General features: G+C 61.3%; 12 protein-coding genes. 6 read left to right on the top strand and 6 right to left on the bottom strand.

Annotated features, from left to right (window positions below):
* Positions 1-3 precede the first annotated feature (3 nt).
* Positions 4-2160 (bottom strand): TonB-dependent siderophore receptor, encoded by a 2157-nt coding sequence (locus AC07OV_RS17725; RefSeq protein WP_495092671.1) that lies wholly within the window; start codon positions 2158-2160, stop codon positions 4-6.
* A 90-nt stretch (positions 2161-2250) separates the two neighbouring features.
* Between AC07OV_RS17725 and AC07OV_RS17720 the strand changes: the two genes are divergently transcribed.
* Positions 2251-3117: an AraC family transcriptional regulator gene (locus AC07OV_RS17720; protein ID WP_495092670.1), complete on the top strand. Its 867-nt coding sequence runs from the start codon at positions 2251-2253 to the stop codon at positions 3115-3117.
* On the opposite strand, the gene AC07OV_RS17715 is transcribed toward AC07OV_RS17720, so the two are convergent.
* From AC07OV_RS17715 to AC07OV_RS17705, 3 genes are all read right to left on the bottom strand, one after another.
* Positions 3085-6756, bottom strand: coding sequence for a translocation/assembly module TamB domain-containing protein (locus AC07OV_RS17715; protein ID WP_495092669.1), 3672 nt, complete (start codon positions 6754-6756; stop codon positions 3085-3087). The genes AC07OV_RS17720 and AC07OV_RS17715 overlap by 33 nt on opposite strands.
* Positions 6756-8483 (bottom strand): autotransporter assembly complex protein TamA, encoded by a 1728-nt coding sequence (locus AC07OV_RS17710; RefSeq protein WP_176998856.1) that lies wholly within the window; start codon positions 8481-8483, stop codon positions 6756-6758. Before AC07OV_RS17710 ends, AC07OV_RS17715 begins: the two co-directional genes overlap by 1 nt.
* Before the next feature lie 64 nt (positions 8484-8547).
* Entirely contained in the window at positions 8548-9198 is a 651-nt protein-coding gene (locus tag AC07OV_RS17705) for a GNAT family N-acetyltransferase (protein WP_494996434.1), read from the bottom strand.
* Between the two features lie 169 nt (positions 9199-9367).
* On the opposite strand from AC07OV_RS17705, the gene xthA reads away from it, so the two are divergent.
* Both xthA and AC07OV_RS17695 read left to right on the top strand, forming a co-directional pair.
* Entirely contained in the window at positions 9368-10180 is an 813-nt protein-coding gene (gene xthA / locus AC07OV_RS17700) for an exodeoxyribonuclease III (RefSeq protein WP_176998858.1), read from the top strand.
* Positions 10181-10350: 170 nt separating this feature from the next.
* Complete coding sequence (locus AC07OV_RS17695) at positions 10351-11682, top strand: substrate-binding domain-containing protein (protein ID WP_495092668.1); 1332 nt, start codon at positions 10351-10353, stop codon at positions 11680-11682.
* Positions 11683-11786: 104 nt separating this feature from the next.
* Here the strand turns inward: AC07OV_RS17695 and AC07OV_RS17690 are convergent, their stop codons facing one another.
* Positions 11787-13016: an acyl-CoA dehydrogenase gene (locus AC07OV_RS17690; RefSeq protein ID WP_028616890.1), complete on the bottom strand. Its 1230-nt coding sequence runs from the start codon at positions 13014-13016 to the stop codon at positions 11787-11789.
* A 151-nt stretch (positions 13017-13167) separates the two neighbouring features.
* Between AC07OV_RS17690 and AC07OV_RS17685 the strand changes: the two genes are divergently transcribed.
* The 3 genes from AC07OV_RS17685 (at position 13168) to AC07OV_RS17675 (ending at position 15595) form a co-directional block, all read left to right on the top strand.
* Positions 13168-14103 carry a LysR family transcriptional regulator gene (locus AC07OV_RS17685; RefSeq protein ID WP_176998860.1) on the top strand — a complete coding sequence of 312 codons (936 nt, stop codon included), beginning with the start codon at positions 13168-13170 and terminating at the stop codon, positions 14101-14103.
* 183 nt (positions 14104-14286) lie between these two features.
* A complete protein-coding gene (locus AC07OV_RS17680) occupies positions 14287-14679 on the top strand; it encodes a MerR family transcriptional regulator (protein WP_176998861.1) in 393 nt (130 codons plus the stop codon).
* A 16-nt stretch (positions 14680-14695) separates the two neighbouring features.
* Positions 14696-15595, top strand: coding sequence for a hydroxymethylglutaryl-CoA lyase (locus AC07OV_RS17675; RefSeq protein ID WP_495092667.1), 900 nt, complete (start codon positions 14696-14698; stop codon positions 15593-15595).
* A gap of 549 nt (positions 15596-16144) precedes the next feature.
* Here AC07OV_RS17675 and AC07OV_RS17670 read toward each other — a convergent pair.
* The gene (locus AC07OV_RS17670) at positions 16145-21301 is read right to left on the bottom strand and encodes an NEL-type E3 ubiquitin ligase domain-containing protein (protein WP_495092666.1); all 5157 of its coding nucleotides are present in this window, start codon (positions 21299-21301) and stop codon (positions 16145-16147) included.
* Positions 21302-21355: the final 54 nt, after the last annotated feature.

Raw genomic sequence — 21355 nt, 5'->3', positions numbered from 1 at the left:
CGGTCAGAATTTCACGTTCAGCGTCAGAGTGGCATTGCGTGGGTCACCGTACAGGCCGTAGTAGCTGGAGGGCACGCGGGCGTAATAGGTGCGGTCGAGCAGGTTGTTGACGTTCAGCGCCAGGTCGTAGTGCGGGTTGAATTGATAGCCGATCAGGCCGTCGATCACCGCGTAGCCACCTTGGTAGCTGGTGTTGTTGCGCGTGGTACGGCTTTGCGCGCGCACCCCGCCGCCGACACGCCAGTTGTTCAGTGGCTCGGCCTGGAAGCGATAGGTGTTCCACAGTTTGAGCAGGTGCTTGGGTTCCTCGGCGTCCTGGGCCGTGCCAGCGACGGCAGCCTGACCACGCAGTTCACTTTGCAGGTAGGTGTAGCCGGCCTGCACATCCCAGTTCGGCAGGAGCTTGCCGGTCAGCTCGGTCTCGACACCCCGGGTGCGGGCCTGGCCCTGGGCGACCCAGTACGTCGGGTGGGCGTCGTCGGCAATCGGACGGTTCTTGTCGTCGATCTGGAACACCGCCACGGATGCCCCCAGGCGGCCGTCCAGCCAGTCCCCCTTGAGGCCGACCTCGGCCTGTTTGCCGGTGCGCGGCTTGAGCACGCTGCCGTTGAAGGTGCTCTGGAAGGCCTGGGACGGGGTGAAGATGTCCGAATAGCTGGCGTAGGCGGACAGGCCATACCCCAGGTTCTGGACGATGCCGGCATACGGGGTGAATTTATTCTGGGTCGGGTCGTCCACGGTGGGTTGCACGCTGGGCAGCCGGGTTTGGCGCGAACTCTCGTAGTGGTTCTGGCGCCCGCCGATGATCAGCGAAAGATCGTCGGTGGGCTTGAAGGTGACCTGGCCGTAGACACCGACCTGGGAGGTGTCCGAGGTGGTGCCGAAGGTGTAGGGAATATCCACGTTCGGCTGGTTGATGTTGAACACATCCACCACCCCGCCACTGGTGCCTCCGGACACGCTGCGCTGGTGGGTGCTGGCATAGTTGATGCCGACCATCAGCTCGTGGGTGCGGCCAAACAGTTCGAACGGGCCACTGACGTAGGAATCGACACCCAGCCAGCGGTAACGGTCATGCTGGCGCTGCAGCCAGTAATCGGCGGTGTTGTCGAGGTTGACGGGGCCGTCCACATAGCCGTACTTGGAGGCGACGTCGGAGGTGCGGTAGTTGATCGCCGTGCGGTTCTGCCAACCGTTGCCGAACTGATGCACCAGGTCGGCGTAAAGCTCGGTCATGTCGGTGTCGGCATGGCTCCAGTCGGTGCCGTAGAACCCCGAGCGCTTGGCATTGACGAAGCTGCCGTTGGCGTAGGTCGAGAGGCCATAGTCAAAGCCGTCGAGCCTGATTTTCTGGTGGGAGGCGCCGACCGTCAGTTGGGTGTCCGGGTCCAGGTCGAAGGCCAGGGAACCGTAGAGCAGGCCCTGGTCCGAGCCGGTCTTGTCGACGAAGGCGTTTTCATCTTCGCCGGCGAACCCGAAGCGGCCCTTGACGGTGCCGCTGTCGTTCAACGGGCCGGTGACATCCCAGGCCGTTCGGTAACGGTCCCAGGAGCCGGCGGACACCGAGCCGGTAAAGGCAAACTCATCCTGCGGGCGCTTGCGCACCAGGTTGACCGTACCACCCGGATTGCCGAACCCTTGCAGCAAGCCGGCGGGGCCGCGCAGCACTTCGACGCGGTCGTACAGCGCCAGGTCGAATTGCGGCAGGTATTGCAGGCCATTGTTGGCCGGCAGTCCGTCGAACTGCACCTCGGCCGGGTAACCCCGCGACTGGAAATAACTGGTGCCGTCGCCGTAAGTCACGGCGGTGATCCCCGGGGTATTGCGCAGGGCCTCGTCCACGGACGTCATGTGCTGGTCGTCCATGCGCTGGCGGGTGATGGTGGTCACCGAGGCCGGGATGTCCTTGGGCTGCGCGGCCACTTTGCCGACGGTTACCAGTGCCGGCTTATAGCTGTCGCTGCCTTCGGTGCTCGCCGTGTCCTGGACCGGGTCGGCCACGATCTGGGTCTGGGGCAGGATCATCGGCGCCGATTGTGCATGCACCGTTGCCACCCCCAGAGCCAGGGGTGCGAGCAGAACATGCTTGAGGATCAATCGGTTGAAGCGGAACTGGCACAGCGGCGCGTAGGACAAGCGTTCAACGAGGCTTCTGCTCATGGCGTTCAAGGGACCTGACAGGTTGTAAATGCGATTAATTTGCATTAATTTTGCCAGTCCATTTACTTGGCTTCAGGACAACAAATATCGATGAAAGGACAGAATTGGCGCTTTTCTGCCGGCCACGATCATCTCCCCCAAAAAGCGGCCAACAGCTACAAGGAATTTGCTGACGATGACCCTGCGCTGGTGGTGCGTGCGTTCGAGTACGCGTCGGGTGCGCGGCAACAGCCCCACTCCCATCAACGGATCCAGTTGATGTATTCACCCCAGGGGTTGATGCGCGTGTCCACCGAGACCGGCGCCTGGACACTGGCACCGATGCGCGCCTTGTGGATTCCACCGGGCATCACCCATGAAGTGCGCATGGTCGGTGAGATTTCCATGCGCTCGGTGTACCTCGACCCCAGCGCCGTGCCCTGGCACTGGGAAGACTGCTGCGTACTGACAGTAACACCGTTGATGCGCGAATTGATCCTGATGCTGTTCGATGGCGCCATGGCCGATGAACAGCCACGGGCGTTAGCCTCCGCCCTGCTCGTGCAGTTGCTGGCGCGCGCCAAGCCCCAGGCGCACAACCTGCCGATGCCCATGGACCGTCGCTTGCGCCGGGTGTGCGATGCCATTTTGCAGCGCCCGGACAACAACGACACCCTGGAAGCCTGGGGTGAGCGCATCGGTGCCAGTGCCCGCACGCTGGCGCGGCGCATGAAAGAGGAAACCGGCGTGACCTTCCACCAGTGGCGTTTGCAGGTGCGGGTCGATGAAGCGATCTGCCGACTGGCGCAAGGCGTGCCCATCAATGAAATCGCGCTGAACCTGGGTTATCGCAGTGCCAGCGCATTCATCTATATGTTCCGCAGTTTGCTGGGCAGCACACCGGCGCAGTACCTGGACAAGCTACTGGCCGGTGACGCTGCAACATCAGAAATCGCGCTTGTAGAAAATATCCAGTGAACTGGCCACGCCACTGGCCACTTCCAGGTACACCTTCTTGCTCAACAAGTAGCGCAGCGCGATGGTGTTGGCCGGTTCGAACACCCCCACCCCGTAACGCAGGCTGAGTTTCTCGGTGATCTTGCCACTGGCGACCACCGCCGTGGTGGTGCCGCTGCCTTGGGTATCGAGTTCGAAGTCCTGGATGCCGAGGTTCTTGGCGATATCCGAAGTGACCCCGGCGCTGCCCATCAGGCCCAGGCCCAACGCGGCTTGGGCGAGCATGTTGTTGTCCTCACCGGTGGTACTCAACGGACGCCCCAGCACCAGGTAGGACAGTGCCTGTTCCTGGCTCATGGCCGGTTCCGAGAAGATCTGCGTGGTGGGCTGTTCGGCGCTGCCACTGAGGCGGATACCGGCAACGACGTCATCGGTCTTGCGGATCGCCTCGATGTCCAAATAAGGCTGATCCAGCGGCCCGGCAAACAGCAGGCGCGCACGTCGCACGTCGAGCTTCTGGCCGTAGGCGCGATAGCGACCGTCGTTGAGCCACAGCTCGCCACGGGTGTCCATGTTGTCGCCGATATGCACGTGGCCCTGCACCTTGGCCGTCAGGCCGAAGCCCGAAAAGTTGAGCTTGTCTTCGCCCACTGCGACGTCGATATCCATCGCCATGGCCATCGGCGGTTTGCCTTCTTCGGTCTGGCTGCCGACGATCACCGTGTCATCCGAGACCTTGACCGTCGAGGGTGGCAACTCACGCACGGTGATGTCGCCGCGCGGGATCTGCACCTTGCCGGCGATGGCCAGCTTGTCGTCCTTGAGGCTGATCTTCAGGTCCGGCGCCACTTCCAGTACGGCGTAAGGCTCGACGGTTACCGGCAGCTGCGAGCCTTGCAGCGCCAAGTCGACCACCAGGGCCTGGCCCCAACCGATAGTGCCCTTGAGGCTGCCCTGCCCGGCCTTGCCGCTGCGCCACCCGCCGTTGAGTTGCACGCTTTCGCCGGCGATCAGCGCCTGCACGTTCAAGCCTTCGAGGCTGACCGGCAGTTCCGGCCCGGAGATCTCGCCGCCGATCAGGTTCACGTTGCCATTGACCTGCGGCGCCAGCAGGCCACCGGAGATACGCCCGCTGCCGTTGAGCTTGCCGTTGAGTTTTTCCACCATTGGCACAAACGGCCGCGCCACGGCCAGGTCCAGGCCGGTCAGGTTGAAGGTGCCGGTGATCGGCTTGTTCTTGGACAACGGGTTGATCTGCGCCTGCAACAGCAACTCGCCGAGCTTGCCGCCGCGGAAATTCAACTGGGTGTCGATGCGCTTGGGGTTCAGGGTGGTTTCCAGCTTCAGCGTGTCATACGGGAAATCCAGCCACTGGTCCTTGTCCTTGACTCGCAAGGTGCCACCGCTGGCGTCTACCGACACCACACCTTTGGGGCCGCTGTTGGGCAAGTCGAGCTGCACGTCGGCATTCAGCTTGCCCTGCCAGGCGAAGTCCTTGGGCAAGAACGCCGCGAGGCTGTCGATGGGGAACTGCTTGAGGTGATAACGCAGCTTGGGCTCCGGCATCAGGCGCTGGTCTTCACCGCACAGGCTGGCCGGGCCGGACACCCAGCAATGCGCGGCGAAGGTCAGCTTGCCGTCGGCCAAGCGCTCGATCTTCGCCGGCGCTTGCAGCTTCCAGTCCTGGCCACCGGCCTGTACATCGCCACTGGCGAGGCGACCGCGCCAGTTGCCTTTGTCGAGGTTGCCATCCAGCGCCAGGGCCAGCTTGGCCAGCGGGCCGGCCAGGTCGAGTTGGACCTTCTGGCTCTTGATGTCGCCTTGGGCGCTGGCCGTCAGGGTGCCGACCTGGGTGTCGCCGGACTGGATACCGCTACCCTTGAGGTCGAGCTTGGCGCGCTGGGCGTTGTCGAGGGTGGCGTCGAGCGTAAGGGTTTGCAGACGGTTGTCGGCAAACGCCAGTTGCTGGCCCTTGAGGTCGAGCTTGCCTTGCGGGGCTTTCAGGCTGCCGGCCACGTCGAGTCGGCCGTTGATTTGCCCACGCAACTGCGGCCACAACTGGGCCAGGCGCGCCAGCTTGATGTCGATCTGCCCGGCCAGGCGCTGTTGCAGGCTGCCGCTGCCATTGATGCGGTTGTCGCCCAGGCGGATATCCAGGTTGGCCAGGGTCCATTGCTCACCCGCGCCTTCGGCCTTGGCCGCCAGCACCGCGGTCTGCCCGCGCAGGCGACCCTTGAGGTCAAGGTCGGCGTTCAGCTTGAGTTGCTCGTTCTTGAACTCGCCTTTGCTGCGCAACGGTCCGGCCAGGGTGCCGGGCAGCTCCGCGACCCAATACGCCGGGTTGAGGGCCGACAGGTCCAGCGCGGTGTCCCAGGCGATACCATCGGCGAACTGCACATTGAGGTGACCTTCGGCCTTGCCTTGGCCCGCGGTGAGTTTCAGTTCGGGCAGGAAGATTTGCTTGAGGTCGCCGCTGAACGGTGTCACCACATTGAACTTGCCCGCTGGGCCGTCGAGATCGGCCTTGAGGTTGCCCAGGTAGTTGCCGTCTTTATAGGAAATTTCACCATTTAAGGTGCGCAATGCAACCTGCGGTTCGTCGATCAACGGATAGAGGCGATGCCAGGGGAAGTCCAACCAGTCGATCTTGGCATCGGCGCTGAAACCTTGCTGCCAATCCAACTGGGCCGTGAGCTTGAGGCTTTGCTTGTCACCGGCCGTCAGGTCCAGGCCGGCGATCTGCGCGCCCTTGGCGTCGACCTTGCCTTGCAGCAGCAGATCCACCGGGCCTTTTTCGGCGGGCAGCACGGCTTTGCCGAGCAGTTGGTAGCCGCTGTTCAGGTCGCCTTTGGCGGTGAGGTCCAGCCCATTGAGTTGCAAGGTGTCGGGCAAGTCTGCGCTGGCCTTGAAGCCATCGGCGGTGATGTGCACTTGGGCGGGCAGGTTTTCCACCAGGGGTTGCAGTTCACCGGTGAGCTTGGCCGGCAAGTAGCCGCTGCTGTCGGCGTCGAGCTTGAGGGTCTTGAGCAGGTCGCCCTCGACCTTGAGGGCCACCGTCCAGGGTGCGCCGCCCGGCGCATAGGGTAGGCTCAGGTTACCGCTGGCGTTCAGCGGCCAGTTGCCGGTGGGTTGCAGCAGGCCCGCGAGGTCCAGCACCAGGCCGTCACGTTGCAGGTGCACCGAGTCGATCTGCATGCCGGCCGCCGTCCAGTGCGCTGCCAGTTGCAAGCCCTTGAGTTCTTCGCTGCCATTAAACAGCAGGCTACCGACGCGAACGTCGCCCAACTGGATCGCAACCGGCAGCTTCAACTCAGGCAGCTGGATTGGCCCACTGCTTTCTTCGGTACTGGGCGGGAATTGCAGGCTGACCTGCTCAACATCGAGCGTGTTGATGCACAGGGTCATGCGCAACAAGCACCCGGGCGACCAATCGAACGTCGGCGTTGTGAGTTCCACGCGACTGCCGTCCTGCTGCCACACCAGATGGTCAGCGCTCCATTGGCCGCCCAAGCGGCCCTGGAAATTCTCTACGCTCAAACCCGGCACCTGGCCCAGAGCCCAGCGACTGCCCGCTTGGGTGCCGAGCACGCTCCACAGCGCCAACAACACCAACGCCAGGACCGCCAACACGGCCAGCCCCGCTATTTTCAAACCACGCATCACAGCTCAGGCCCCATGGAAAAGTGCAAACGAATGCCGCCCGGATCTTCGAGGGCATGGGCCAGGTCAAGGCGAATCGGGCCGACGGGCGAAACCCAGCGTATACCCACGCCCACACCGGTTTTCAGGCTGGGCATTTCCAGGGTGTTGAAGGAGTTGCCCTGGTCGATAAACGTGGCGATCCGCCATTTATCGGCGATGGAATATTGGTATTCGGCACTCAGGGCCATCATGTAGCGGCCGCCGATGCGATCACCGCGATCGTTCTCCGGTGACAGCGTCTGGTACTCATAACCGCGCACGCTCTGGTCACCACCGGCAAAGAAACGCAGCGACGGCGGCACCGACTTGTAGCCATTGGTGGCGCTGCCGCCGAACTGGGCACGGGCGAGGAAGCGATGGTTGTCCCACAGGGTGGTCAAGCCCTTGATGGTAGCCGTGCCGTAAAGCAGGTTGGTGTCGGAGCCGAGCCCTTCCTTGGCGACCTTGGTGTCGAACATCAGACGATAGCCATTGTGCGGGTCGATGCGGTTGTCGCTGCGCAAGTAGGAATAGGTGACACCGGGCATGACCAGGTTACTGAGGCCCGAGTCATTGCCCAGGCGATATTCTTCGCGCTGGTACTTGAGGGAGATCACCCGGGTCCAGCCACTGGGCAGCTTGCTGTGCCATTCGGGGCCGACGGTGAGCAATTTGCTCAAGGTATCGGTGCCCGCCAGTTCTTCGTTCTGGTAGCCACCGGCGAAACGCAACTTGTCGGTGAGCGGTGGGTCCAGGGGAATGTCGTACCACAGGCCGACGTTCTGGCGCGGCGCCGACAATTCGGCCTCCCAGCCGTAACTGTGGCCCTGGGGGTTGACCCAGTGACGCGTCCAATTGGCTTTGCCGCGTGGGCCGACGTCGGTAGAGAAACCCAGGCCAAGGCCCATGGTGCGCGGCTTGCGGGTTTCCAGTTGCACGGCCACCGGGATCACATCGTTGGTCGCAGCAGCAGGCGCGGCGTCAACGCGCACGCCTTCGAAAAAGCCGCTACCTTGCAGGTTCTGGTTGAGTTCAGCGATCAGTTCGGAGTCATAAGGGGTGCCACTTTTGAACGGCACCATGCGTTGCAGCAGGTCTTCATCAAACGGCGTGTCGCCGGTAAAGCTGACAGCGCCCATGGTGTAGCGCGGGCCGCTGTCGTAAATGAGTTCGATGTCAGCCACGCCCGCCTGGGGGTCGACGGATAACTTCTGGCTGGTGAAGCGCCCGCTGAAAAAGCCGTAGCGCGAGGCCTGGTTCTGGATAAGACGCTTGGCGTCTTCATAGTGGCCGTGGTTGAGCACGGCGCCGGATTTGAGGTCGTCGCTGGCGGGTACGCGAAACCCCTTGAGGTTCGCGGCCTGGCCATCGACCCGAATAGTCACGTTACGCAAATGCACCGGTTCGCCGGGGTCGATGGTGAGGATCAGGCGCGGGTTCTTGCCGCCCTTCACGTCACTCTCGATCTGCGGTTGATAGAAGCCTAGGGCCTGGGCCGCCTTGCGCGCCTGCTCCTCGGCGCCACGGCTGAACCGCAGCAAGGCTTCTTCATCACGATCGCCAACCCCGCCGATGTAGCCTTCGATGTTGGCTTTCAACGCGTCGTTTGAAGGCTTGATGCGCACGTCCAACTCGCTTTGCGCAAAAACGCTGCAGCTTGTGAACAGCAGAATCAAGCCGCTGGTATATCTTCCTGGAAACTTCATAGGCACGGATGCTACACGAGCTAGGGAGTTTCTTTGAATTGGGAATTGTCTGAATAATTCTGTCCTAAGCCGTTTTAGCCTGTAACGACTGGGGGTTGGGATGAAAAAACACGTGCTCAAGCACCGGTCCTACAGCTACTTCACCAATTTCCTGGTAGCCCTGGCGTTTGTAGAACTCCAGGTAGCGCGAGTTGCCGGTATCGAGCACCACGCCTGAGGAATGCGGGTCTTCGGCACACCAGTTGTGCACCGCTTCCAACAACTGCTCGCCGTAGTGCTTGCCCTGGAATTGCGGGTGGATGCCCAACAGCGGCAGTACATGCACCGACTCGCTCGGCAGGCAGGCCAGCACCGCGTGATGGTAGTCGAGGTAACGCCGCGTGCCGCGCACACCGGTGCTCAGCCACATGCGAATCTGCCAGGCCCAGCTTTCGGTGATGCCCAGGCGTCGTTGCGGTGGCGCGATCAGGGCGATGCCGATGAGGCGGTCGTTGACGAACAGGCCGAGGGCGGGCAGCTTCTGGAAAAAATGCTGCTTGACCAACTCGCGCACCGTGGCACGCACCCGCTGTTCATAGCCGGGACGCTCGGCTTCGAAGATGTAGGCAAAGGTCGGCTCATGCCGGTAAGCCTGATACAGCAAGGAGCGCGCTTCACGGGAATAGCCGCTGTTGAGCAGGCGGATTTCGGCAACGGCAGTCGAAGTTTCAGGCATACGGTCAATCTCCCTGGGCGCCACTGAAAAAGATGGCGTTCTTATGGGTACGAACCTGCACGGAACGAGTCGTTCCCAGACATTAGCAGCGCATCTGCCCTACCGCCACGCTGGCTCCCGTCCGACTTGTCGGCTAGCATCGCCCTTTTGCCAGACTGGACTGCCGACCATGAAAATCGTCTCTTTCAATATCAACGGGCTGCGCGCCCGCCCTCATCAGCTGGCGGCGCTGATCGAAAAACACCAACCGGACGTCATCGGCCTGCAGGAAACCAAGGTCCACGACGACCAGTTCCCCCTGGCCGAAGTACAGGCCTTGGGCTATCACGTGTATTACCACGGCCAGAAAGGCCACTACGGCGTGGCCCTGCTCTCGCGCAAAGAAGCCTTGAGCGTGCACAAAGGCTTTGCCAGCGATGAAGAAGACGCCCAGCGTCGGTTTATCTGGGGCACGTTCGCCGATGAAAACGGCCACCCGATTACCATCATGAACGGCTACTTCCCCCAGGGCGAAAGCCGCGACCACCCCACCAAGTTCCCGGCCAAGCAGCGCTTCTACGAAGACCTGCAGCAATTGCTGGAAAGCCAGTTCAGCAATGAGCAGGCGCTGGTGGTGATGGGCGACATCAACATCTCCCCCGAAGACATCGACATCGGCATCGGCGCCGACAATGCCAAGCGCTGGCTCAAGACCGGCAAGTGCAGCTTCCTGCCCGAAGAGCGCGAGTGGATGGCCCGCCTGAAAAACTGGGGCCTGGTGGACAGCTTCCGTCACCTCAACCCGGCGGTGGCCGACCGTTTCAGCTGGTTCGACTACCGCAGCCGTGGTTTCGAGGACGAGCCCAAGCGTGGACTGCGCATTGACGTGATCCTGGCATCCAACGGCCTGGTGTCGCGGGTCAAGGATGCGGGGGTGGATTACGAACTACGCGGGCTGGAAAAACCATCGGACCATGCACCGATCTGGCTTGAACTGAGCTAACAACACCATCCCCCGTAGGAGCCGGCTTGCCGGCGATAGCGGCCGAGCGACTTGTATAAGCCTCAAGGGCCTCATCGCCGGCAAGCCGGCTCCTACAGTTGAGCGTCATATTGTTGCAACCTGCCTGACTTATTCTCGCGGCACTCCCTTTGGCTTGAGAAGGTGCCGGCATGAGGCTGCGCGTTCTGTTCCTGCTGGTGCTGTATCCCCTGTTCGCTGTGTCTGCCCCCCTTCCCGCTCCCGATCAAGGCCCCGCGCTACGCGTGCAGGGCTCCAATACCATCGGCGCAGCACTGGGGCCGGCATTGGTCAAAGGATTGATGGAGCACCAGGGCCTGCAAGGCGTGCACAGCGAACCGGCCGACGGTGCCAATGAACAACGCGTGGTCGGCAAAACCCGCGCGGGCAAGACGGTGACGATCGAGGTAGCCGCCCACGGCTCCAGCACCGGTTTCAGCGCGCTGAAAAAAGCCACGGCGGACCTCGCGGCCTCGTCCCGTCCGATCAAGGACACGGAGCTGGTCGACCTTGAACCCCTCGGCGACCTGAAAAGCCCCGAGGCCGAGCAGGTGATCGCCATCGACGGCTTGGCGATCATTCTGAACCCGCAAAACCCCTTGAACACCCTGAACACCGAGCAACTGGCACAGATCTTCAACGGTGAAATCAGCACCTGGGAAGCTCTGGGCGGCGTCGGCGGGGCCATTCATCTGTATGCGCGGGATGACCAGTCCGGCACCTACGACACCTTCAAGGACCTGGTCCTGCGCCTGCGTGGCAAACCCCTTGCGCCGTCGGCCAAGCGTTTTGAATCCAGCGAGCAATTGTCCGACGCGGTCAGCCAGGATCCTCAGGGCATCGGTTTTATCGGCCTGCCCTACGTGCGCCAGGCCAAGGCGGTGGCGATTGTCGACGGCGACTCGCAACCGATGTTGCCGCTCAACAGCCTGATCGCGACCGAGGATTACCCGCTGTCGCGCCGCTTGTTCTTTTACCTGCCACCGTCGAGCCATAACCCGTGGGCCAAGGCGCTGGTGAACTTCGCCCAGAGCAGCAAGGGCCAGGCGATCGTGGCGGCCAATGGGTTTATCGCGCAGCAGGTGCAGGCCATGGGCGTGGAGCCGCGTGCGTCGATGCCGACGGAATATCAGGCGATCGCCCGTGAGGCCCAGCGCCTGAGTGTGAATTTCCGATTCGAAGAAGGCAGCGCGAGCCTGGACAACAAGGCGCGCCAGGACCTGCAGCGGGTGGTGGCTTACCTGAAAACCCACGGCAAGCTCGACAAGCAGGTCACGCTGGTGGGTTTTGGCGATGCCAAGAACGACCCGCAGCGCGCGGCGTTGCTGTCGAAATTGCGCGGCATGGCGGTGCGTCGTGAGCTGGTGAAGAACGGTGTGGTGCTGCGCGATATCCAGGGCTTTGGCGCGCAGATGCCGGTGGCGGCGAATACGGCGGATGAGGGGCGGATCAAGAATCGGCGGGTGGAGGTGTGGGTCTACTGACCTTGAGGGTTGTATTGTTCAAACCGGCCTCATCGCGGGCAAGCCCGGCTCCCACAGTTGACCGTGTGGGAGCCGGGCTTGCCCGCGATGCAGGCGACGCGGTGTTACTGGCCGCTGCGCATCAGCTCTTTAGGCACATATTTGCCAATCTCAAACTTGCCGATCGCCGCACGGTGCACTTCGTCGGGGCCGTCGGCCAGGCGCAGGGTGCGTTGCATGGCGTACATGTAGGCCAGCGGGAAGTCGTTGGACACCCCGGCGCCGCCATGGATCTGGATCGCGCGGTCGATCACCTTTAACGCCACGTTCGGCGCCACCACCTTGATCTGGGCGATTTCGCTTTTCGCCACCTTGTTACCCACGGTATCCATCATGTACGCCGCTTTCAGGGTGAGTAGGCGGGCCATGTCGATTTCCATGCGCGAGTCAGCGATCTTGTCGATATTGCCGCCCAGGCGTGCCAAGGGCTTGCCGAACGCGGTGCGGCTGACGGAGCGCTTGCACATCAGTTCCAGCGCGCGCTCGGCCATGCCGATGGAACGCATGCAGTGGTGGATACGGCCTGGGCCAAGGCGGCCCTGGGCGATTTCAAAACCGCGGCCTTCACCCAGCAGCACGTTTTCGTAAGGCACGCGCACATTGTCGAACAGCACTTCAGCGTGGCCGTGGGGCGCGTCGTCGTAACCAAACACCGGCAGCGGGCGCACGATCTTCACGCCAGGCGTGTCCACCGGCACCAGGATCATCGAGTGCTGCTGGTGGCGCGGCGCGTCCGGGTTGCTCAGGCCCATGAAGATCAGGATCTTGCAGCGCGGGTCGCAGGCGCCGGAGGTCCACCACTTTTTGCCGTTGATCACCCACTCGTCGCCCTGGCGTTCGGCGCGGGCGGCCATGTTGGTGGCGTCGGAAGAAGCCACGTCCGGCTCGGTCATGGCGAACGCCGAGCGAATCTCGCCGCGCAGCAGCGGCTCCAGCCAGCGTTGTTTCTGTTCTTCATTGGCATAGCGCACCAGCACTTCCATGTTGCCGGTGTCGGGGGCGGAGCAGTTGAACGGCTCCGGGCCCAGCAGCGAACGGCCCATGATCTCGGCCAGCGGTGCGTACTCAAGGTTGGTCAGGCCCGCGCCCAGTTCGGATTCGGGCAGGAACAGGTTCCACAGACCTTCGGCTTTGGCCTTGGCTTTCAGCTCTTCCATGATTGCGGTGGGCTGCCAGCGGTCGCCTTCGCTGACCTGGCGTTCGAACACCGGCTCGGCCGGGTAAACGTAAGCATCCATGAACGCAGTGACGCGTTCACGCAGTTCCTGAACCTTGGGCGAATAGGCGAAATCCATGAGCAGCTCCCTTCTCTGAGAGGTTGTTTAGGTCATGCAATCGATGCTAGAACAGCGCTGATAATTTACCTAGCCTATTCTCGGCGTGTATTAACATTCATCACCGATATATGATCGGCGTATGGACACCTAACAATAAGAGCGCAACGAAATGAATCTGAGCAAGGTCGACCTGAACCTCTTCATCGTCTTTGACGCGATCTACACCGAAGCCAACCTGACCCGCGCCGGGCAGATCGTCGGCATCACCCAGCCGGCGGTGTCCAACGCTCTGGCCCGCCTGCGCGAGACCTTCAACGACCCGCTGTTCGTGCGCACCGCCCAAGGCATGGTGCCCACACCCATGGCGCAGAACATCATCGGCCCGGTGCGCAACGCGTTGTCGTTGCTGCGGGTGTCGGTGCAGGAAAGCCGCATCTTCAACCCGCAGCAGGCGGCCAAGACCTACCGCATCAGCATGACCGACCTGACCGAGGCGGTGATCCTGCCGCTGCTGTTCCAGCGCCTGCGCCGCCTGGCGCCGACGGTGGTGATCGAGAGCTTTTTGTCCAAACGCCGCGAAACCACCAAGGAACTGGCGGCCGGGCGCCTGGACTTTGCCGTGGATGCACCGCTCAACACCGACCCGCAGGTGCGCCACGTCAAGCTGATGGAAGACCGCTACGTGTGCGCCATGCGCAAGGGCCATCCGCTGGCGAGCAAGGACAAACTGACCCTCGATGATTATTTGGGGCTGACCCACATCCATATTTCCAGCCGCCGCAACGGCCTCGGCCATGTCGACCTGGCACTGGGCAAGATGGGCCTGCAACGCAAGATCGCCCTGCGCTCCCAGCATTACTTGATGGCCTCGCAGGTGTTGCAACAGACCGACATGGTGATGACCGTGCCCGAGCGCTTCGCCCGTCGTCATGAACTGCACTGGTTCAACTTGCCGGTCAATGACGTGCCACCGGTGGAAACCCACCTGTACTGGCACGAAAGCACCGACCAGGACCCGGCGAACCGCTGGATGCGCGAGCAGATGATCGAGCTGTGCCAGCAAGTGACGGCCCATGAAAAGAAACTCGATGGCAAACAGGCTTGAAACCCCTCACGCCCCCTGTAGGAGCCGGCTTGCCGGCGAAAATCTCGCTGCCACCGCGCGTAGTCAGGTAGCCAGCGTCATCGTTGACGAGCATCGCCGGCAAGCCGGCTCCTACAGAGGGGTGCTTGACGTTAACGTCAACCAGACACTAGCCTAGCGCTCAAGACCTTCTTGAGCGCCGCCATGAGCACCACCTACAGCATCTCCGACCTCGCCCGCGAGCTCGACATCACCACCCGCGCCATCCGCTTCTACGAAGAACAAGGCCTGCTGAGCCCCGAGCGTCGGGGCCAGGAGCGCATCTATTCGGCGCGGGACAAGGTCAGCCTCAAGCTGATCCTGCGCGGCAAGCGCATCGGTTTCTCGCTGGCCGAGTGCCGCGAGCTGATCGAACTCTACGACCCCACCAGCGGCAACCACATCCAGCTCAACAGCATGCTGGCCAAGATCGCCGAGCGCCGCGAGCAGTTGGAGCAACAGCTGCTGGACATCGAACAGATGAAGCTGGAACTGGACACCGCCGAAGAGCGCTGCACCCAGGCCCTGGCCCACACCATGAGCCAGGTTGGCCATTGATCAGAAGGTAACTGCCATGTCCCTCCCCTCCCATGTGCGCCTGGTTGAAGTCGGCCCGCGCGACGGTTTGCAGAACGAAGCCCAGCCCATCAGCGTGGCCGACAAGGTTCGACTGGTGGACGCCCTCAGCGCGGCGGGCCTGGGTTACATCGAAGTCGGCAGCTTCGTGTCACCCAAGTGGGTGCCACAGATGGCCGGCTCCGCCGAGGTGTTTGCGCAGATCCAGCGCAAGCCCGGGGTGACCTACGGCGCCCTCGCGCCGAACCTGCGGGGGTTTGAAGACGCGCTGGCGGCCGGGGTCAAGGAAGTGGCCGTGTTTGCGGCGGCCTCCGAGGCGTTTTCCCAGCGCAATATCAATTGCTCCATCAGTGAAAGCCTGGAGCGATTCGCGCCGATCATGGCGGCCGCCAAACAACACGGCGTCAGCGTGCGTGGGTATGTGTCCTGTGTGTTGGGTTGCCCTTGCGAAGGCCAAGTCGCACCGCAACAGGTCGCGGCCGTCGCCCGCGAGCTGTACGCCATGGGCTGCTATGAAGTCTCACTGGGCGACACCATCGGCACCGGCACGGCGGGTGCCACACGCAGCTTGTTCGAGATCGTCGGTGCACAGGTGCCCAGGGACAAGCTGGCCGGTCACTTCCATGACACCTACGGCCAGGCCATCGCCAATATCTACGCCAGCCTGCTGGAGGGTATCAACGTGTTCGACAGCTCTATCGCGGGCCTCGGCGGCTGCCCCTACGCCAAGGGTGCCAGCGGTAACGTCGCCACCGAAGACGTGGTGTACCTGCTCAATGGCTTGGGTATCGAGACCGGTATCGACCTGGAGGCCTTGATTGGCGCGGGCCAGGAGATCAGCAACGTGCTGGGCCGGCCTACCGGCTCGCGCGTGGCCAAGGCACGTAACGCCGGTTGAGTAGCTTAGTCGTGACAATGTGTTACCGCCGCCTTACATAACGAGTAACACGGGAACATATTTTGTCGCATTTGCCGTAGGCCAAACCCTACATAAAAATCAACTCATTGATTTTAAAGGAATTTTAAAAGTTGGCACGGCTTCTGCTATCTCTATGGCATAACAAGAATAAAAAGCGCCAAACCTAATAAAAATAAGACGAAACGACTCTGACATAACAAGAACAACACGGCAGAGACGCAGCTAACAGATTTTTTTGGAGAAGATGTGCTTCGCAGGGTACGGCGTGCCGAAACCCGCAACCGGTTAGAGAAGAACAAAACTACCTCAAGGTAGCTACCCACTGGTTGGATCGCGTGCGAAGAAGCAGATCAGCGCTCAAAAAAATACGTTTGCTCTTGACCCCGGATGGGGGTCGCCAAAAACAGCGGTAAAGGGTCACGGCTGCCAAAAACAACAACAGGCCGCCCCTCAATAATAAAAAAAGAGCACGCAACGACAAATTAAAGGGGACCCTCGGGTCCCCTTTGTGCTGTCTGTCCCTTTAATTCAGAGGGCGGTCCCGCTCGTGGCCGCGAAGTTGTTCAGTACCCTGCGCGTCAAGGTTTTCAAGGCTCGCTGCTCCAACAGGTGGCGCTCAGCGCCCAAGCTGTTGAGTTCTCGCTCATAAAATGCGCTTTGCATCGAGCCGTTCACCAGGATTTCATCCCTGCGTTTACCCAACAGTCCCGCCAGGTGGTCCGCTGCCGCACCGTGCCTGGCCTGCCAGTCCTCTCCTGCGTCCGGCTGGCCTTGCAAGTCCGAGAGTTCGAACAAAGCCGCACTTTTCTCATCAATCACGTCAAGCTCAGGAGCCATCAGCGCGCTCAGCGCTTGCGAATAACGGGTACGCAGGTGCGTCTCCCAGAACGTGCGCCCGACAAAAAAATCCTCCTCGAGCACAGAGTTGCGCTCATCCCGGAGTACCTGCCCATACGCTGCATCAAGCGTCGCCTGGGCCACGTTGGCCTGTTGTGGAAACAACATGCCGCGGGATCTGACTGGCAATTCCAGCGAGTCGGCAAGCCGCGTTCGATAAGCCAATACGACTTCAACCTGCTCGGTAAACCCTGGCCCTCTTGCCGCAACATCGCGTAGAGCAATGGCGTCGACCAACGCTAAACGAAACAGCTGCCTGGCGGTGGCGATCAGCGCGCCTTCGGCATTGTCCGTTTCTGCCCGTTCAACGGCCCTCGCCCCCATCAGCTCACTTTCAAGGTTCATGAACTCGACCGAACTGCCATCACCACAGGTCACCCGATCATCGGCAGCGGTGAATAACGCTTCGCGAATAGCCTGGTGTTCACTCGCCGCCGTCAGCATGTCCCACACCCGCTCAGCCAGTACCGGGCGAGTCACCTCGCTGGCGTACTCGGCGCTGCGGGTGATGTCGGCCACCACTGCAAAAAAAGCCGCCGATTCGGGGCTGCCCCGCAGTTCATCCCAAACCTCACCGCGCCGTGCCAGCTCGGTCGCCGACACTCCCTCCAGCCATAAGCCCCGTGCTTCGTCCACGGAGATGTGCTCATCCCACTGCACCGGGTTAAAACGCTGATCCAGCCGGGCGAGCGTTGCCGCCGACAAGGGATTGTCATGCACATTGATACGTTCCAGATGCTGGTACGCGTATTCAGGCAACGTGGTGATCTGGTTTGAATGCAGATCAATGCGGGCCAGATTAGGCAATTGTTCGGCGCCTGCAGGAAATGCAGTTGTGCCGGTGTCTGGTAGATAAAGCTGGTTGAGGTTTCGCAACCTGCGCAAATCCGCCCGCCAGCCCAGGCGACGATTGCCGCCAAGCTTGAGAATCTTCAGGCTCTGCATCCCTTCCAGGCGCAGGCGGCTGTGTTCGGTCAGTTGAATGTCATTACCGCTCAAATTGAGCTTGGTCAGCCCGGCGCCGTCATTGGCGAAGTCCGGCAGTTGCGTCAGGTTGTTGTCACTCATGTTCAGCCAGCGCAAACCGCCGAAGGCATGCAGGAACGGCTGCGAAGCATCCGATAGCGCCATTCGACGCAGAACCAGGTGCCCCACGTGATCCATGTTGGCGTTGAGCGCTGGCAGCTCGCCCACGCTTTCATCCGAAAGATCCAGCACGTAGCCGATCGGTGTCTGGTCCCCTGCCAATGCCTGTGTACCCGTTCTGCGCCAGGCTGCCTTGATGGTCCCCGACACTCTGCGCCTGGCGCTCGCGTAGCCCGCTTCCCCTGCCTGCTGCCAACTGACCAGCGCTTGATCCAGCGCGACAAATTCTTCTTCGAGCTGGTTCAGCTTCGCCAGGAGCACACTGTCACCCACCCCCTCAAGGCCGAGCATCGTCTCGATCTCTTGCATGGATTTTGACGGATAAAGCGACAGTGCTTTCATCCTGCACACCCAGGGACGCTCAGTCGCGCCGCCCAATGGACTGAGCGGATAGCCCACGCGCCCGTCAGCCAGGCGCATGGGTGATTTGAAACCGGGCTTGATCGCTTGCAAGCCAAGTGCTCGCCGGCTTTGCAACTCACTCAGAGGCTGTTCTGCCAGCTGCCTCTTCAACCGTTGCGCAGCCGCGTTGAAGACTGCCCAACCGGTGAATTCGCCACTGCTCGCCATCCAGAGGGCATTGAAAAAGGCATCCTTGTCGCGGCGCCAGTACTCGACCTTTTCCGGGCCGCTGCAGAGCTTCCATTCCGTCAAATCGGTGTGGATAAGACGAAGCTGCCGAGCGCCGCTGACATCGCCCACTCTGTCCAGCAAGGCGCCGTCGTAAGTACCCGACCGGAGCTCGATACACGTCTCATTGAGCAACCCGGGGATAGCGGCCATCTTGTGCAATGCCAGGTGCACGCCGTCCAGTGTGAGCGGGTTGTCGAAGAGAAGGTCAGCCTGCGCCCGCATGACCCGCGCCTTCTGCAGGTACACACGCGCTTCCTCGGCCAAACGTTGTGGTAGACGCGACGCGGACCTCATGCGGGCCAGCTCCTGAGCGTTGGCATGGGCCACCATTTCTTCGGCGGCCAATTTAGGCAAGCCGGGGAAGTCGCGCTGGATCAGTTGAACATTGGCGTCGTTGGAAACATCACCGCCTGCTATTTCACGCTTGACTAGTTTGTCTCTGTTGCTATTAGCCGCGCTCAGCAAACGGTCTCGATACCTCACGAACCTTGCATACGGCCTGCGTAAGTGCTGCCTCAACGGATCGGCGCTTTCATCTTCCCGGGTCTGGGAATGCGCAGCCCAACCATCATCTGATACGTCTCGGGTACGCAGGTAAAGTTCGCCAACTTCTCGCTCTGTCATCAGTTCCTCACCCAGCAACTGACGAATTTCAGGCTCCGTCAATTGCTGGACAAAGGACCGAAACAGCAGCCCACTCTCGAGTTGTTCGTGCGTCAGTTCAACCACTTGAGTGGAACCGTTCGGGACGGCTGAGCGCCATACCGGCTGCCCCCCTGCATCCAGTGCCACCAATACCCGAGACTCGGGCCACAAGCCGCCTTCCATCAAAAACTGCACTTGCATCCGCCAGTCGATCCGGCCAAAAACCACAGGGTCCGGGTGCTTTAGCTGGTCGATAACCCTTTGGTATTTGTTGTCGCATTCAAATCGTCGGAGCATGTCTTTGAACAGCGGCGCGGGCGTGTGATGATCGATGAACACGCTTCGCAACTCTTCATCCGACACACCACTGAACGCCCTGGCCAATTCCAATTGGCTATCGCTCAAGTGATCGACAGAATGCCCAATGCGCCGCAACAAGGTCTTACGATCCCAAGTCAAAGGCTGCTCGAACTCATGCACCCAGGCTCCTTCCCCGTTGTGTTGGATTCGGGGTGCATAACGTGAATCGCCATCGGGATGCAGGAGCCTGAACTCATTGGGTTCGTCGCTGGCCCGGACTTTGTAGTGATTGCCGCCCCCTGCCGACAGGTACAGCTCGCCTTCATGACGATACAGGCCCTGGGTGTTGGGTCGTTGACCGTCAGGCAGCGTTATCCGGTGCAGGTAGTGTGCGGGGTCGAATGCATACAAGCGCTTGCGTCCATCGAATTCCACATGCACCAGGCGCTTGATGAAAGGGGCATCTTTGGCTGCCATCAGCCCAGGCGGCACGGCCAGCCCAGCCAGGTTGAGCGCCACGGCCGAAACGTGTGCCCAGGCGGTTTGGGTTTCGTCTTGTGACCAGGCTTCAATGCCTTCGCCGACCTCGTAAGCCATCTGCACGGCGGCGACGATCAGCATTGCCTCCCCCAGGAAAGGCACCACGAACGAGGCAAGATTGAGAATGTCCAGCGCACGGCTGCCGAATGACCATAGCCAGGCGTTGTAGACGCGCTCATCCACATCCCGGGTAGGTACCACGCTGGTGCGAGCATTTTCCACAGTCAGCTGCATGCGCCTTATCGCGCAGTCCACCCACACATCACGCCATGGCGGCGCGTAGCTGCCGTGCCGATTGATCCGCTCCTTTTGGGTGGGCACAAAGTCCACATCGTCGGCGTGACGGGCGTCCGGGTCCAGAAAGGCCTTGAGCCGCGTGAAGAATGCATCCTGGCTGGCAAGCGGCACAAACTGGCTGAAGAAAGTGCGGTACTCGACCCGGCACAGGCGTGTCGTCAGGTGGTCGGTAAACGCGGCAATATCGTCATATAACTTGAGTGGATACTGGGGGTCACCCGGGATGTAGACAATGCAAGGCCGGGAGACCAATTCGGCGTTTCTGAGGTTCGCCCGCCACACGACCGGACCGATGATCAGGATGTTTTCGATGTCGAAAGCGAATAACCGAAACGGTGAAAACTTGACCTCCTCCCCCGCCCATGTCACCTGTGCCTGGCTTCGCAGAAGATCGATGATCAATTGGTGGCCATCGGGATGGATATCACCCTTCATCAAGGCAATCTCTGCCGCCAACTCCAACTGATGCCGATGGCTGAGGATCAACGTGCTGTACAGCTTGCCGATGCCTGCTTCCGTGCTGGTGATATGTATCCGGCTATTGATGAAGGTTCGCACATACTCGTTGTACGAGCCGCCCAGATCCAGTTCCCGGCAAAGTTGGGCAAACTCGTGGGCCTTGATGCTCAGCTTGACCGACTGGACGTCGCCTGGAGAGGGAAGCCTGACGCGTGACGAGCGAGAAAAGTCGTAACGGGTGACCAGGTGGCAATCCGCGCAAACCGGCTCAGTCGCTTCATCCTGGGTGAAGTTATTTAGCGCCGCTCCCAACAGGCTGTTGCCTTGGTAGGAATAGAATTGCGGGGCCAATGTGCTGGTGCGGCTGGTCGAGACCTCTTGAGGGCCGGCCTCGCATTCTTTCTGCTCCATCTTGCGGGCAAAAAATACCTTTCGAGTGTCCAGGCGCTGGCCGAATTTCTTTTCAATCGCGGCCACCAGCAACGGCTCGGCAAAGGCCGCCGGCCCTTTGAATGGCTTGAACATTTGATCGAGCTCATTCAAGGAACGCCGACTGCGCAGATGGACCGCCCGCAGACGGTCCTTCGCAGCCGTCGAGGCATGGGTGTACCAGTCCGGAATGCGCAGTTGCAATGAGGCCAATTCGGTTTTGCGCTCATCCAGCGCTTCGGTGTACCAGTCTGGGGTGTTGTCCCGTATCACGCGGCCGTGGGGGCTGGGGTCGTCGGCAACCGGGCGCACGGGCGGATCGATAGGGGGGCTGGTCATGGGCATGACCCTCAAGTGGCGAAGTAATGCGCCACTTTAGGGCCCCCCGTTCAG

Source organism: Pseudomonas sp. GW821-FHT09A09 (assembly GCF_059418405.1).
Note: the sequence above shows the minus strand (reverse complement) of the source record. Positions and strands in the feature narration are given on the sequence as shown.

Bases quoted from the DNA above. Each gene is read 5' to 3' on its own strand.
- xthA (WP_176998858.1), top strand. From the start codon at position 9,368: ATGAAAATCGTCTCTTTCAATATCAACGGGCTGCGCGCCCGCCCTCAT.
- AC07OV_RS17720 (WP_495092670.1), top strand. From the start codon at position 2,251: ATGAAAGGACAGAATTGGCGCTTTTCTGCCGGCCACGATCATCTCCCC.
- AC07OV_RS17725 (WP_495092671.1), bottom strand. From the start codon at position 2,160: ATGAGCAGAAGCCTCGTTGAACGCTTGTCCTACGCGCCGCTGTGCCAG.
- AC07OV_RS17705 (WP_494996434.1), bottom strand. From the start codon at position 9,198: ATGCCTGAAACTTCGACTGCCGTTGCCGAAATCCGCCTGCTCAACAGC.
- AC07OV_RS17715 (WP_495092669.1), bottom strand. From the start codon at position 6,756: ATGCGTGGTTTGAAAATAGCGGGGCTGGCCGTGTTGGCGGTCCTGGCG.
- AC07OV_RS17710 (WP_176998856.1), bottom strand. From the start codon at position 8,483: ATGAAGTTTCCAGGAAGATATACCAGCGGCTTGATTCTGCTGTTCACA.
- AC07OV_RS17695 (WP_495092668.1), top strand. From the start codon at position 10,351: ATGAGGCTGCGCGTTCTGTTCCTGCTGGTGCTGTATCCCCTGTTCGCT.
- AC07OV_RS17685 (WP_176998860.1), top strand. From the start codon at position 13,168: ATGAATCTGAGCAAGGTCGACCTGAACCTCTTCATCGTCTTTGACGCG.
- AC07OV_RS17680 (WP_176998861.1), top strand. From the start codon at position 14,287: ATGAGCACCACCTACAGCATCTCCGACCTCGCCCGCGAGCTCGACATC.
- AC07OV_RS17675 (WP_495092667.1), top strand. From the start codon at position 14,696: ATGTCCCTCCCCTCCCATGTGCGCCTGGTTGAAGTCGGCCCGCGCGAC.
- AC07OV_RS17670 (WP_495092666.1), bottom strand. From the start codon at position 21,301: ATGACCAGCCCCCCTATCGATCCGCCCGTGCGCCCGGTTGCCGACGAC.
- AC07OV_RS17690 (WP_028616890.1), bottom strand. From the start codon at position 13,016: ATGGATTTCGCCTATTCGCCCAAGGTTCAGGAACTGCGTGAACGCGTC.